General features: G+C 63.8%; 17 protein-coding genes and 1 tRNA gene. 11 read left to right on the top strand and 7 right to left on the bottom strand.

What is annotated here, in order from left to right:
* Positions 1 to 41: 41 nt before the first annotated feature.
* Positions 42 to 755, bottom strand: coding sequence for a mechanosensitive ion channel family protein (locus tag CCO03_RS16685; protein WP_087282878.1), 714 nt, complete (start codon positions 753 to 755; stop codon positions 42 to 44).
* A gap of 86 nt (positions 756 to 841) precedes the next feature.
* Positions 842 to 2,830 carry a lytic transglycosylase domain-containing protein gene (locus CCO03_RS16680; RefSeq protein ID WP_087282876.1) on the bottom strand — a complete coding sequence of 663 codons (1,989 nt, stop codon included), beginning with the start codon at positions 2,828 to 2,830 and terminating at the stop codon, positions 842 to 844.
* A 63-nt stretch (positions 2,831 to 2,893) separates the two neighbouring features.
* On the opposite strand from CCO03_RS16680, the gene CCO03_RS16675 reads away from it, so the two are divergent.
* The 10 genes from CCO03_RS16675 (at position 2,894) to CCO03_RS16635 (ending at position 9,320) form a co-directional block, all read left to right on the top strand.
* Entirely contained in the window at positions 2,894 to 3,478 is a 585-nt protein-coding gene (locus tag CCO03_RS16675) for a 5-formyltetrahydrofolate cyclo-ligase (RefSeq protein WP_087282874.1), read from the top strand.
* A 178-nt stretch (positions 3,479 to 3,656) separates the two neighbouring features.
* Positions 3,657 to 4,556, top strand: a complete 900-nt coding sequence (locus CCO03_RS16670) for a transporter substrate-binding domain-containing protein (RefSeq protein WP_087282872.1) — start codon at positions 3,657 to 3,659, stop codon at positions 4,554 to 4,556.
* A gap of 90 nt (positions 4,557 to 4,646) precedes the next feature.
* Entirely contained in the window at positions 4,647 to 5,411 is a 765-nt protein-coding gene (locus tag CCO03_RS16665) for an amino acid ABC transporter permease (RefSeq protein WP_087282870.1), read from the top strand.
* 2 nt (positions 5,412 to 5,413) lie between these two features.
* A complete protein-coding gene (locus tag CCO03_RS16660) occupies positions 5,414 to 6,079 on the top strand; it encodes an amino acid ABC transporter permease (RefSeq protein WP_087282868.1) in 666 nt (221 codons plus the stop codon).
* A gap of 23 nt (positions 6,080 to 6,102) precedes the next feature.
* Positions 6,103 to 6,840, top strand: a complete 738-nt coding sequence (locus CCO03_RS16655) for an amino acid ABC transporter ATP-binding protein (RefSeq protein ID WP_087282866.1) — start codon at positions 6,103 to 6,105, stop codon at positions 6,838 to 6,840.
* A gap of 202 nt (positions 6,841 to 7,042) precedes the next feature.
* Positions 7,043 to 7,849, top strand: a complete 807-nt coding sequence (locus CCO03_RS16650) for a MetQ/NlpA family ABC transporter substrate-binding protein (protein ID WP_087282864.1) — start codon at positions 7,043 to 7,045, stop codon at positions 7,847 to 7,849.
* Positions 7,850 to 8,063: 214 nt separating this feature from the next.
* Entirely contained in the window at positions 8,064 to 8,240 is a 177-nt protein-coding gene (locus CCO03_RS19930; protein WP_157667744.1) for a hypothetical protein, read from the top strand.
* 116 nt (positions 8,241 to 8,356) lie between these two features.
* Positions 8,357 to 8,776 (top strand): GreA/GreB family elongation factor, encoded by a 420-nt coding sequence (locus tag CCO03_RS16645; RefSeq protein WP_157667743.1) that lies wholly within the window; start codon positions 8,357 to 8,359, stop codon positions 8,774 to 8,776.
* A 92-nt stretch (positions 8,777 to 8,868) separates the two neighbouring features.
* Positions 8,869 to 9,159 (top strand): DUF3303 family protein, encoded by a 291-nt coding sequence (locus CCO03_RS16640; RefSeq protein WP_087282861.1) that lies wholly within the window; start codon positions 8,869 to 8,871, stop codon positions 9,157 to 9,159.
* Between the two features lie 84 nt (positions 9,160 to 9,243).
* A tRNA-Arg gene (locus tag CCO03_RS16635) sits at positions 9,244 to 9,320 on the top strand.
* Between the two features lie 356 nt (positions 9,321 to 9,676).
* Here the strand turns inward: CCO03_RS16635 and CCO03_RS16630 are convergent.
* From CCO03_RS16630 to CCO03_RS16610, 5 genes are all read right to left on the bottom strand, one after another.
* Entirely contained in the window at positions 9,677 to 10,036 is a 360-nt protein-coding gene (locus CCO03_RS16630) for a hypothetical protein (protein ID WP_087282859.1), read from the bottom strand.
* A 61-nt stretch (positions 10,037 to 10,097) separates the two neighbouring features.
* Positions 10,098 to 10,463: a roadblock/LC7 domain-containing protein gene (locus CCO03_RS16625; RefSeq protein ID WP_087282857.1), complete on the bottom strand. Its 366-nt coding sequence runs from the start codon at positions 10,461 to 10,463 to the stop codon at positions 10,098 to 10,100.
* Positions 10,460 to 10,855, bottom strand: a complete 396-nt coding sequence (locus CCO03_RS16620; RefSeq protein WP_087282855.1) for a roadblock/LC7 domain-containing protein — start codon at positions 10,853 to 10,855, stop codon at positions 10,460 to 10,462. The genes CCO03_RS16625 and CCO03_RS16620 overlap by 4 nt, the downstream gene beginning before the upstream one ends.
* Positions 10,852 to 11,394 carry a GTP-binding protein gene (locus CCO03_RS16615; protein ID WP_087282853.1) on the bottom strand — a complete coding sequence of 181 codons (543 nt, stop codon included), beginning with the start codon at positions 11,392 to 11,394 and terminating at the stop codon, positions 10,852 to 10,854. The genes CCO03_RS16620 and CCO03_RS16615 overlap by 4 nt, the downstream gene beginning before the upstream one ends.
* 19 nt (positions 11,395 to 11,413) lie before the next feature.
* Positions 11,414 to 12,106, bottom strand: a complete 693-nt coding sequence (locus CCO03_RS16610) for a helix-turn-helix domain-containing protein (protein ID WP_157667742.1) — start codon at positions 12,104 to 12,106, stop codon at positions 11,414 to 11,416.
* A gap of 363 nt (positions 12,107 to 12,469) precedes the next feature.
* On the opposite strand from CCO03_RS16610, the gene CCO03_RS16605 reads away from it, so the two are divergent.
* Positions 12,470 to 13,468, top strand: coding sequence for a sulfate ABC transporter substrate-binding protein (locus CCO03_RS16605; RefSeq protein ID WP_087282849.1), 999 nt, complete (start codon positions 12,470 to 12,472; stop codon positions 13,466 to 13,468).
* Positions 13,469 to 13,473 lie beyond the last annotated feature (5 nt).

Raw genomic sequence — 13,473 nt, 5'->3', positions numbered from 1 at the left:
CGGCCCGACCAGCGCGCCGCTGAAGCTCAGCGTGGCCGCGTTCAGGCGGCAGCGGCGGGGTTGCTGCCGGCCACACTTGCTGCATTGGCTGTGCCTGCAGGGATTGGTGTGCCAGGCACGACGCCGGCATCGGCGGCCGCCGGCTCGGCGGGCGGGTTGAACGGCTTGGGGGTCACCGGGCCGTCGACCGGGCCATGCCAGCGACGCAGGCTGCGCTGGAAGAACAGGCTGTTGGGGACCTTGAGCTCGGTGCCCTGAGCGCCGTTGCCGGTTTCCTCCAGCGTGGTGTAGATCAGGTTGATGTCGATCACACGGCCCTTGAGCCCGGGCTTCTCGCCGTTTTCCAGCAGCTCGATGTGGTCGTGCAGGCGGAACAGCCGCGTGGTGAAGACGAGCAGCGAGCAGAAGATGTTGGACAGCACGCTCCACGCGGCGAAGAACGCCACGGCGGCCACGGCGGTGAAGCCGGTCAGGGCGCTCCAGAGCACGGCCCCCGACACGCCCAGGCGTTCGAGCACCAGCAGCAGCGCGCTGCCGTAGATCAGGAAGCCAGCGATGCGGCGCGCGCCCACGGTGAACTCGATCGGCAGGTGGTAGCGCAGCGTCATCTGGGCGATGAGTTTGCGTACCAGGTGGCGCAGCAGCACGGCGACGAGGATGATCAGCGCGATCTGCAGCACGGGCGCGATCAGGGCGACCAGTTCTTGCACGGGCGCGGGCAGCTTGGCCAGCAGGCGGTTCCAGGCGTGATCCATGGGGGTGAAGCAATCGGTGAGGCAGTATGGAGCTGTTGCCGTTCAATTCAAAACGGCAATCGGGTGATACTGCGGTAACTTAAAAATCAGGGCAGGTCGCGGCTGGGGTCCGGCGTGCCGGTCGCCAGCGGGCCCACGGTGCCCAGCCTGGCCTTGAGCGACTGCGGCTGGCCGCTGAGCATGGCCCCGTAGTCAACGGCGTTGGCCAGCACGGCCTTGACGTAGTGACGGGTCTCCGAGAACGGAATCGTCTCGGCCCAGATGGCGCCTTCCAGGGTCGGGCCATTGCGCCAGCTGCGCGGCCGGCCCGGGCCGGCGTTGTAGGCAGCGGCGGCCAGCGGCATGGAGTCCTGAAAGTCGTCCAACGCCAACTTGAGGTAGTGGGTGCCCAGCAGGATGTTGGTGTCCATGTCGTACAGCTGGTCGTTGGTGTAGCCGCTCAGGCCGATCTTGCGCGCGGTCCAGCGCGCGGTGGCGGGCATGACCTGCATCAGGCCCTGCGCGCCCACGCCCGAACGCGCCGCGATGATGAAGCGGCTTTCCTGGCGGATCAGGCCATAGACGTAGGCCGGGTCGAGCTTGATGGCGCGCGACTGCGTGACCACGGCGTTGCGGTAAGGCGTGGGAAACCGCTGGCTGGTGTCGCTGAAGCTGCGGATGCGGTCGCTGGTGTTGATGCAGCGGTCCCAGATTTCGCGCTGGCACGCCAGGGCCGCGGCGGCGTGGCGCTCGCGGTCGTTCATGCCGCCGGGGGTGTGCAGGTTGGCGGCGTAGTTCCACTCGCGCACGCCTTCGCTGCGCAGGCCGATCTGCATGGCGTAGAGGGCGCGCTGCAGGCTGGGGTTCTGTGCGGCCTGGCGCAGGGCGTCGGCCGATGGCGGGGGCACGGCGGGCGCCGGCGGAATGCGCTGTCCCAGCTCCTCGTGGGCGAGCTTTTCGTAGAAGTCGCCGCTGGCCTTGGCCACGCTGCGCCAGGCCTGCTGGGCGGCGCTGGTGTTGCCCGCGGCCAGGTGGGCGCGGCCCAGCCAATAGGTCCAGTCGGCTTGCTGACGCAGGGAGGCGGGCATCTGTTCGATGCGGCTGCGCACGGCGGCCCAGTCCTGGCTGCGCAAGGCCACGCGCACCAGCCACTCCTGCCAGTCGTCGGACAGGATGCCGGACTGGGTGACCTGACGCGCGTAGGCCGAGGCGGTGTCGCTGAGGTTGAGGGCCGCGCGGCGTGCGATGGCGGCCCAGACCCAGTCACGCGTGGCGGCAGGCAGCGGCGCGCCATAGGTGGCCATGGCACTGGCGGCCTGGTCGGCATCGGTGCTGGCCAGGCGAATCAGCGCCAGGGCCTGCAATTCGGCCGCATGCGGGCTGGCTGGTGAGCTGGCGAGGAAGCGGGCGGCATTGCCCTGCAGCTGCGTCACCTGCGCGCCCAGCGTGGGGTCGAGCAGTTCGAGCGCCGAGCGCGCGGCCCCGGGCTGGCCGGCGTCGATGGCCAGGCGGGCTTTGGCCCAGAGGTCGGCCGGCTGCAGCACCTTGGCCTGGAAGGCCAGGCCGGCGGCCAGGTCGCAGGCATCGTCGGGGCTTTGCTGCCGCGCCAGCCAGGTCTTGCGCAATTCGGCCGCCGTGTTGGCGCCGCGTGCGCTTTGGTCGATGGCCAGCGCATAGCAGCGCACGTTGCGGTCGTCCTGCATGCGGAATGCCGGGTGGTGTTCGGCGAATTTGGCGAAATCGCGCCGTTTGCCCAGCACCAGCAGCCAGTCGTTGCGCAGGCGGTCTTCCTGGTAGCTGCCTGCCCAGCGTTTTTCGAAGGCACGCACCTCGTCGTCGGTGGCGGTCGTCTCCAGCCTGGCCTTGAGCTCCCAGTAGGCGGCCCAGGGCTCCAGCACGTGGCCGCGGGCCTGCGGCAGCAAGGCCGTCAGCCGCGCGGTGTCGCCACGCCGAAAGGCCTGCTGCATGTCGAGGATGACCGAGTCGGCTGCAGCGCCGGCGGGCGAGCCCTGGGCCTGCGCGGCGCCATGGGCGCCGAGCACCAGGGCCAGGGCCAGGGTGGTGCGGCTCAGGCACCGGGCCAGGCCGCGTGTCATGAATCGGTCAGATGCCACGCGGGCAGTCGATGTCAAAATGTTCTGCACAACCATGTGGGAATTATGGACAAGCACGCATACAAGAAGCAGCTGCGCCAGCAACTGATCGAAGCGCGGATGAACCTGCCCGACCGAGAGGTTCGCGCCGACCTGTTGCAACGCGTGATGCGATTCTGGCTGGTCAGCCGGCCGGACACCATCATTGGGGCCTATTGGGCCATCAAGGGAGAGTTTGACCCGCTGCCCGCCTTGCACCGCTGGAAGGAAGACGGGGAGCTGCTGGACCAACCGCAGCGCCGCCGCATTGCGCTGCCGGTCATCGACCGCGTGCACCGCACGCTGCGCTTCCACGTCTGGTATCCGGGCTGTCCCATGGAAGAGGACGCCTATGGCATCCCCAAACCCAAGGACACGGACGTGGTCGAGCCCACGCTGTTGTTCGTGCCCTGCGTGGGCTACGGGCCGGGGGGCTATCGCCTGGGGTATGGGGGCGGTTTCTACGACCGCACGCTGGCGGAGCTGACGCCTGCGCCCACGACGGTCGGCCTGGGCTTTGCCAATGGCTTCGTGGACGACTTCGAGCCGGAGTCGCACGACATGCCGTTGGATGCCATCCTCAACGACAACGGCGTGGTCTGGCCGGTCTGAGGCTGGCGCGCTGACGAGCGGGGGACCATCTGGCATGCGAATTGCACACTCCTTCACACCTGCACAGGGATGGTGCGGGGTTAGCCCTAACGTCTGTTTTTCTAGAATGCCGTTACAAGAGGGCATGGCAGAAACCGTCTGTCTTGCTGTCTTGCAACTTTTTTGAAGGGAACGCTTTATGAAAAAGCAACTGATCGCGCTTTCGGTGTTGGCTCTGGTGTCCGGCGTGGCATCGGCGCAGGCTGTGGACACCTTGGCGAAGATCAAGTCCAGTGGCACCGTCAACCTGGGCGTGCGCGACTCGTCCGGCCTGGGCTTCACGCTGGGCAATGGCAAGTACGTGGGCTTTCACACCGAGATGGCGGAACGCATCGTCGATGACCTCAAGAAAGATGTCGGCGCTTCCAGCCTGAAGATCAATTACGTGCCCATCACGTCGCAGAACCGCGTGCCCCTGGTGCAGAACGGCACCGTGGACTTCGAATGCGGCTCGACGACCAACAACCGCGCTCGCGGCAAGGACGTGGCCTTTGCCGTGACCACCTACGTGGAAGAAGTGCGCATTGCCACGAAGAAGAGCTCCGGCATCAATGGCATCAAGGACCTCAATGGCAAGACCGTGGTGACCACCACGGGCACCACCTCGGTGCAGACGCTGCGCAAGAACGAGCGCGCCAATGGCATCGACTTCAAGGACGTGCAGGGCAAGGACCACGCCGACAGCTTCCTGCTGCTGGAGTCGGGCCGTGCCGACGCGTTCGTGATGGACGGCTCCATCCTGGCCGCCAACATCGCCAAGGCCAAAAACGCCGGCGACTTCCACATCGTGGGTGAAACCCTGTCGGTCGAACCCATTGCCTGCATGTTCCGCAAGGACGATCCCAAGCTGAAGACCGCGATCGACAACTCGATCAAGCGTCAGATCAAGGACGGCTCGCTGGCCAAGCTGTATGACAAGTGGTTCATGCAGCCCATTCCTCCGGCCAACGTGAACCTGCACATGCCCGCTTCGGAAAGCACCAAGGCTGCGTGGGCCAACCCCAACGACAAGCCCATGGAGGACTACAACACGAAGTGATCGACACGCGAGTGTCGAAAGCAAGACGCTCGTCGCACGCGACGAGCGTTTTTTGATTGCGGCCAACAGGCCGGGCGTTAGGAGGTGCCCATGCTAGATAACTGGGACTGGCAGTTGTTCTGCCGGGATACGCTGGATGAATCGGTTGTCTTTTCGTCCTGTTTTGGACAAGACGGCGAGGTGTCCTATCTCGATTGGTTGTTCACGGCATGGGGCTGGACCGTCTCGGTTGCCTTGAGTGCCCTGGTGATTGCACTGCTGGTGGGGTCCATCATCGGGGTGCTGCGCACGCTGCCCGACAACAAGGGGCTGGTGCGCTTCGGCAATGCCTGGGTGGAGTTGTTCCGCAACATCCCCCTGTTGGTGCAGATCTTCCTCTGGTACCACGTGCTGCCGGCCTTGATCCCGGCCTTCAAGCAGTTTCCGCCCTTCATCCTGGTGGTGCTGGCCTTGGGGCTGTTCACGTCGGCGCGGATCGCCGAACAGGTGCGCGCAGGCATTCAGGCCTTGCCCAAAGGGCAGCGCTATGCGGGCATGGCCCTGGGGTTCACGACGCCGCAGTACTACCGCTATGTGATCCTGCCCATGGCGTACCGCATCATCATTCCGCCGCTGACCAGCGAGTCCATGAACATTTTCAAGAACTCGGCGGTGGCGTTCGCGGTGTCGATCCCTGAGCTGACGCAGTACGCCATGCAGGTGGGCGAAGAAACGGCGAAGCCGATTCAGGTCTACTTGGCAGTGACCGTGCTGTACGTGATGTCGGCGCTCGTCATCAACCGCATCATGGCCACCATCGAGAAGCGCACGCGTGTGCCAGGCTTCGTCGCTGCTGGTGTTGGGGGAGGGCACTGACCATGAACCTCGATTTTTCGATCTTCAGCTGGGGCCTGGTCCACGACTACATCCTCAAGGGCCTGTACTTCAGCGTGACCTTGACGGTGCTGGCGACCTTGGGGGGCATTTTCTTCGGCACCTTGCTGGCGCTCATGCGCCTGTCGGGCAAGAAGTGGCTGGACACGCCGGCCGCCATCTACGTCAACGGCATGCGCAGCATTCCGCTGGTCATGGTGATCCTGTGGTTCTTCCTGATCGTGCCGTTCATCATCGGTCGGCCCATCGGTTCCGAAGCGTCTGCCATCATCACCTTCATTGCCTTCGAGGCCGCGTATTTCTCCGAGATCATGCGGGCCGGCATCCAGTCGATTCCGCGGGGCCAGGTCTTTGCCGGACAGGCGCTGGGCATGAGCTACAAGCAGAACATGACCCTGGTCATCCTGCCGCAGGCCTTCCGCAACATGCTGCCGGTGCTGCTCACGCAGACCATCATCTTGTTTCAGGACACGTCGCTGGTGTATGCCATCGGGGCCTACGACATGCTCAAGGGCTTTGAAACCGCGGGCAAGAACTTTGGCCGCCCGGTCGAGATGTACCTGTTGGCCGCCGTCTGTTATTTCGTGATCTGCTTTGCCTTGTCTGCGCTGGTCAAGCGCCTGCACAAGAAGATCGCCATCATCCGTTGAGGGAAGTTGCCATGTCAGAACCGATGATCCAAATCAAGAACGTGTCCAAGTGGTACGGCCCCGTGCAGGTGCTCACCGACTGCTCGGTCAACATCGACAAGGGCGATGTGGTGGTGGTCTGCGGCCCTTCGGGCTCGGGCAAGTCCACGCTCATCAAGACCGTGAACGCGCTGGAGCCGTTCCAGAAGGGTGAAATCTTCGTCAACGGCATCGCCTTGCACGACCCCAAGACCGACCTGCCCAAGCTGCGCTCCAAGGTTGGCATGGTGTTCCAGCACTTCGAGCTGTTCCCGCACCTGTCGGTGACCGAGAACCTGACGATCGCCCAGATCAAGGTGCTGGGCCGCAGTGCCGACGAAGCCAAGACGCGGGGCCTGAAGATGTTGGACCGCGTGGGCCTGATGGCGCACAAGGACAAGTTCCCGGGGCAACTTTCGGGTGGCCAGCAGCAGCGCGTGGCGATTGCCCGTGCGCTGTCCATGGACCCGATCGTGATGTTGTTCGACGAGCCCACGTCGGCCCTCGACCCCGAAATGGTGGGCGAGGTGCTGGACGTGATGGTGAGCCTGGCCAAGGAAGGCATGACCATGATGTGCGTGACGCACGAAATGGGCTTTGCACGCAAGGTGGCCAGCCGCGTCATCTTCATCGACGTCGGCGGTCACATCCTCGAGGACTGCACCAAGGACGAGTTCTTCAACCACCCCGAAAACCGTCAACCGCGAACCAAGGATTTCCTCAACAAGATTCTGCAGCATTGATGAGGGAGTATGTATCGGTTTCCGTTATTCATTGAACGGGAATGAATGCATACTCCATGTTGATGGAGTGAAGGCTGACAACCCGGATACATCCAACGCCGGGTCATGAGCACATGAAGACTCTGTCGTTGTCCCCCAGGGGCGCCGCTGGTAAGCTGCGCCCCTTGTCCTTTTTTGTATCCCGTTCATCGGGGGAATCTGCATGTTCAAGACAACAAGACGCCTGACCCTGACCGCCGTGGCTGCGCTGACGCTGTGGGGAACAGCGGGCCTGGCCCAAGCCCAGGAAGTGTTGAAGGTCGGTGCCACCGCCGTGCCGCACGCCGAGCTGTTGAACCACGTCAAGCCCAAGCTCAAGGCCGAAGGCGTGGACCTGCAAGTGGTCGAATTCAGCGACTATGTCCAGCCCAACCTGGCCGTGTCCGACAAGCAGCTGGATGCCAACTTCTTCCAGCACAAGCCTTACCTCGACAGCTTCAACAAGGAGCGCAAGACCACGCTGACCGTGGTGCCCAATGGGGGCGTGCACGTCGAGCCCTTCGGCGCCTATTCCAGCAAGCTCAAGTCGCTCAAGGACTTGAAGAATGGCGCCACGGTGGCCATTCCCAATGACGCCACCAACGGGGGGCGCGCCCTGCTGCTGCTGCAAAAGCAGGGCCTGATCGAGCTCAAGGACAAGGCCAGCCTGAGCGCGACGCCGCTGGACATCAAGTCCAACCCCAAGAAGCTCAAGTTCCGCGAACTCGAAGCCGCGCAGCTGCCGCGATCGCTGCCCGACGTGGACATCGCCTTGATCAACACCAACTACGCGTTGCAAGCCAACCTCAACCCGCTCAAGGATGCCCTGGCCCTGGAGAGCAAGGAGTCGCCCTATGTGAACGTGGTGGTGTCGCGTGCCGACAATGCCAAGTCGCCGGCCATCGCCAAGCTCATGGCCGCCTTGCGTTCGGCCGACACCAAGCAGTTCATCCTCGACAAGTACAAGGGCGCCGTGGTGCCGGCGTTCTGAGCGGTGTCCACGCGGCGGCTGCCGCACCTTGCCTGAGGCCCGGTTTGCACCGGGCCTTTGTTTTGGCCGGGCCCACCCGATGTGCCTTGGCCTGGCCGAACAGCATGGCGACCAGCCCAGATGCGGGCGACACCGGTTTGGCCGTTCGCGCTGTCACCCCTTTGAGGTGACACAAGGGCGCCGCGCGGCGTTGCCGCTATCATCTGTCTCCATCATGAAACGCGTCGCCTGGACCACCGACCCCCTGCGCATGGCTGCGCGGGTGCCGCTGCGCGCGCGTCATTCCGGCGCGGTGGCGCTGCAGCATGTGATCCAGCACGACCTGGTGCAACGCCAGGCCGCACCCCTTTCCGCCCGACGATCTCCATCCACGCCTTTGTGCACCTGCTGATCGTCGGGCCCGGCTCCGACTCCAGGTGCCCGTCTGCCTTGCAGACGTCGTGTTGCCCGACCGGCGGGCACCCCTTGTGAAGCATGGGCGGATCGATGTCCGCCCTGGAGAACGTCATGACCGACCCCATTGCGCCGACGGCGCGCACCATCACCGACCTGGACGAAGTGCGCTTGCTCAACCTGTTGAAGCGCCAATTTGGCGCCACACCGCCGCCTTCCACCCGGGCGCTGCTGGAGGTGCTGGACAACGCCGATGTGGTGGCGCCGCAAGCCATTGCCCCCGAGGTCGTCACCATGGGCAGCCAGGTGGCGGTCGACATCGGGGGGCGGGCCCAGACCTTGAGCGTGGTGTACCCGGAAGACGCGGATGCCGAAGCGGCCCGCGTGTCCATCCTGTCGCCCATCGGGGCGGCGCTGCTCGGCGCCCGCGTGGGCGATCGCGTGTGCTGGCAAGGCACGGGCGGCGCGCCCATCACCGCGCAGATCCAGGCCGTGCCCTTTCAGCCCGAGGCAGCTGGCGACTTCATCGCGTGACGCGCGACCGGCGTGGCCGGTCGAATCGGGGACCCCGTGCCGGCCCCAGCGGCGCTAGGCTGGCGGTTTGTTCAGCCGATCAGGTGCCATCCATGCTTTACCTCGTCACCAGCAGCCCGCGCCCTGAGGCGCCCTCCACCGTGCGTGCGCGTCAGCTGCAGTTCTGGAACTGGTTCGATGGCCTGATCGAACAAGGCACGGCACGGCATGTCTATGCCCGCCTGGGCCGAGGGCTGGTGGCGGTGATGGATGTCGAGTCGCCTGAAGACCTGCATGCCTTGTTGAACCAGTGGGCGGAGTATGTGCCCGCGAGCTTCGAGGTGCAGACCCTGTTGCCGCGAGAGCACCAGGCCCAACTGGTGCGTGCGGCAGCGGGTGCGTGACGATTGGCAGGGGCCAGCGGTGGTCTGCGCCGAGACCGTCGCCCAACCGGGATCGGATCGGGCGCTCGGCGATAATGCCGGCTGCTGTCCGTAGCTCAACTGGATAGAGCAGCTGCCTTCTAAGCAGCAGGTCGGGGGTTCGAGTCCCTCCGGACAGGCCATCCCAGACACCGCCCCACACCCAACACTCAGGTGCGTGGCGGTTTTTCTTTGGCATGTGGGGTGTGGTGGTGTCTTGAAATTCACACCGCATGCGCACCGGTCCCTATGCACCGAGCAAGCCTGACACTCGCATGCCAGTGCTGTCAGCTTGTGACGCGCAACTGTGGCTCAAGTGCCAGGTCTGCCAAGGCTGGAGAATGCATGAAGTAAGCCCTGAATGCCGTTGATGACATATCGGCATTTGGGTCATACCCCGTTTCTTGTGGCATGACCGCATTCAGCCTGGTCGATTCAGCCAAGAAAAAACCGCATGACGAGCGCCATGCGGTTGGTTGTGTGAGCGACCAGGCGGTGCTCAGAACATCATTTCCTTGTCCACGTCCAGCACCTTGCGGCGGGCCATGGCCAGGTTGGCGCGGGCCTTGTCGAGCACGAAGTAGATGAACACGCCGTCCTTGCGCGACGAGGGGCGGATGATGTGGTACTGCTTGCCCAGCGTGATCAGGATGTCTTCGATCACGTCATTGAGGCCCAGCGCGCGCATGGTCTTGTTCTTGGCGCGCACGACTTCGGTGTTGCCCGCTGCGGCGACCTCGAGGTCCACGCCAGTGCCGATGGCACCCAGCATCATGCCGCTGGTGGAGTCAACGACGGCTGCACACATGGCGCCATCGATGGCCATGAGATCGTCGAGAGTTTGCTTGATGGTTGCCATGAAGGGTCTCCTGTGAAGGGCTGCGTGAGGGTGAAGGCGTCACGCAAAAGCGCCATGAAACTTACAGTGCACGGTCCACCACCGACGCCAGCTGGCGGGTGCGGGATTGCCACGCTTTCCAGTCCACCTGGGCTTCCTGCAGGCTGACGGTGACCAGCAGCACGCCGCTGCCGCAGGGCAGCAGGGTGATGCGGCCGGCGTCGTGCATCATCACGCAGGCCCGCAGCTTGCCCACCTGCTCGAAATTCGTGTGCAGGCGGCGGTACAGGCGCCAGTAGTCGCTGGCGGCTTCGGCCAGGGCGGTCAGTTCGGGGATCTGGCCGGCCGAGTGCCAGACCATGCCCGTTTCCACCTCGACCAGCGCACACCCCATGACGCCCGGTAGTTCCGCCATCTCGGTCAGGTGGGAGACCAGCAGCGAGTTCATGCGTCCCGGAGGTTGCGGGCAAATTCGGCCGCCCGGTAGGCCACCTGGCCCAGCATGGCGTTGCCGTTGGCGATGATGTTGATGATCAGCTCGGCATCGTCGCGCGCCACGCTGTAGACCATGGCAAAGCCCGAGTCGGTGTCGATGGTCACGCTTTTGCTTCGGCCCAGACCGGCTTCTTGCGACACCACGGCGCTGATGGCCGAGATCGAGCTGGCCATGGCGGCGATGCGCGCGGCTTCGACCTCGTTGCGCATCACCGAGACCACGTCGAAGCCATCGATGGTGGCCACGACCACGGCGGTGACACCGTCCACGTCGTGGATGAATTGCTCGGCCTCGCGCTGCGCCAGGGCGCGCGCCAGGCCCGAAAGTCGGATGTCTGCGGTCATGGTTGTTCTCCGTGCAGGTTGGCTTCGATCTGGGCGAGCAAGGTGTCGATCAACAGCACCACGTCGTCCTTGCGGCGCACATCCACATCCAGCACGGGAAAAATGCGGTTGCGCTTGCTCAGCTCATCGATGTAGTCGTCCAGCGTCGGGGTGGGGTGGGTTTCCAGGCGGCCCACGCCGACGGCGCAGGGCAAGGTGTCGAGTTGGTCCGCAAACCCGTCGAGGTACATGCCGAGGTCGGCCAGCGGGTCGGGGCGCGAGTTGTCGATCAGGATGATCAGGCCCAGCGCGTTCTTGGCCAGGATCTTCCACAGGAAGTCAAAGCGGTTCTGGCCCGGTGTGCCGAACAGCCGGACGCGGTCTCCGTTGTCCAAGGAAAATTCACCGAAATCGAGGCCGACGGTGGTGCGCTCTTTCTGGACGGAGCTGTCCGAGTTGTGGACATCCGTGACGATGGGCGCGGTGTCGCTCACCGCCCCGATGGCGGTGGTCTTGCCAGCGCCCATGGTGCCGGTGAACAGGATCTTGTATTCGTTCATGACTGCGAAGTTCAGGCGGTTACAGACCGAGGCGTTTGCGTATGCTGCCAATCAGTCCCTTGCCAAAGAAGCCTTTGCCGGCGCTTGGTGTTTCAGGTGCGGCGATCTGCTGGGCCTGGGGCGTGGGACTGGGTTCCCGCTCGCGCTTGAGCTCGACCAGGCCCACCAGTTGCAGGTTGTGCAAAAAGGGCTGGACCTCCTGCGGGCTCAATCCCGTGATGCTGGCCAGCTCGCTCACTTTCAGGTAACGCCTGGACATCAGGGTGGCCATGCGGATGCGGATTGGATCCCGGTGCAGCAGGCCCACCGGCGGCCAGCGGCGCAGCTTGAACGCGGTTTCAGGCTCCGATGGACTGGGCGCGGCGACTTCGGCTTCCAGGGGACTGGGGGCGGAGGCCTTGACCTCTACCGGGTGGTCCTCCACCGACTCCAGCCACAGCTTCAGGCGATCGGCGCGCAGTGGCCGCGAGAGGCGGTTGGGGCCGTCGGCGTCCAAGGTGCGTGTCAAAGCCAGCACAGCGCGCGCTTGCTGGGCGGCGGCTTTGACCGCTTGATCGGAGTTGGCGCCGTCCACGATCAGCGCGTCATAGGGCGCTTCTTCGACGAAGCGCCATTGGAAGCTGGCATCGTGGGCGAACAGTCTCAGCAGCGTGCGCACCAAAATGACCTCGGCGGCGGGCAATTGGTAGGTGCCGAGTCGGTATACAGACATGGGGGTAGGGGGGCTCATCGGTCCGTATGGGGGCAGCGACTGTTCAAGAAATTGGCAAGCAATCGTAACAGTATAGGCCTCTGCAGTTTGAAAATCAGGCGGATTTCTGCGGATCGCCAAATAGTCGTCAACTGCCCCCAGCACGCGTTTGGTGCTGTGGCGGAAACCACACAAATAGTACTTAGGAATTAATCTGGGGACAATGAGGGGGTGTTGAAGGCATCTTTATTCCCCATCAATATAAGAAAAGAAAAAAACAGTGGTTTGTGATCATCAAGGACGGCTGCACACTCCAGGCTTTCGTGACGGTCGTCCGGTCGGCTTGGCTGTGCGTCGATACATCGCAGTTACATTGAGTGAGTTATGAATACATCTGCAATCAAATGGGCTTTGGGTGGACTGGTCTTGGGCCTGGCGGGACTGGCGAATGCGCAGCCGTCGTCCTTGCTCAACGCGTCGTATGACGTGGCCCGCGAGTTCTACAAGGACTACAACGCCGCCTTCGTCGCGCATTACAAGAAGACCACCGGCAAGGACGTGAAAGTCGACCAGGCTCATGGCGGCTCCAGCGCCCAGGCGCGTGCCGTGAACGATGGCCTGGCCGCGGACGTGGTGACCTTCAACACCACCACAGACATCGAGTTCCTCGCCAGCAACGGCGTGGTGGCCAAGGACTGGGCGAAGAAGTTCCCCAACGACGCTTCGCCCACCACCTCGACCATGCTGTTCCTGGTGCGCAATGGCAACCCCAAGAACATCAAGGACTGGAACGACCTGATCCGTCCGGACGTCAAGGTCATCGTCGTCAACCCCAAGACGGGTGGCAATGGCCGTTACGCGTACCTGGCGGCCTGGGGTTCGGTGAAGGAAAAGGGTGGCTCGGATGCCGAAGCCGCCGATTTCGTCACCAAGCTGTTCAAGAACGTGCCTGTGCTGGGCAAGGGTGGCCGCGATGCCACCAGCATCTTCCTGCAGCGCAACATGGGCGATGTGCTGATCACCTTCGAATCCGAAGTACTGTCGGTCGAGCGTGAATTCGGCAAGGGCAAGGTGGACGCGGTCTACCCGTCGGTCAGCATCCTGGCCGAAAACCCGGTGGCCGTGGTGGAACGCACCGTGAACAAGAAGGGTGACCGCAAGCTGGCCACCGACTACCTGGCCTGGCTGTACTCGGACGAGGCGCAAGAGATCGCCGCCAAGCATGCGCTGCGTCCGCGCTCGGAAAAGGTGCTGGCCAAGCATGCTGACCTGTTCAAGCCCGTGAAGCTGTTCACCGTGGGCAAGTACTTCGGCTCGCTGGGTGAAGCGCAGAAGGTCCACTTCAATGATGGTGGACAGTTCGACAAGATCTACGCCAAGTAAGCACC

This window comes from Comamonas serinivorans, assembly GCF_002158865.1.
Classification (GTDB): domain Bacteria; phylum Pseudomonadota; class Gammaproteobacteria; order Burkholderiales; family Burkholderiaceae_C; genus Comamonas_E; species Comamonas_E serinivorans.
Note: the sequence above shows the minus strand (reverse complement) of the source record. Positions and strands in the feature narration are given on the sequence as shown.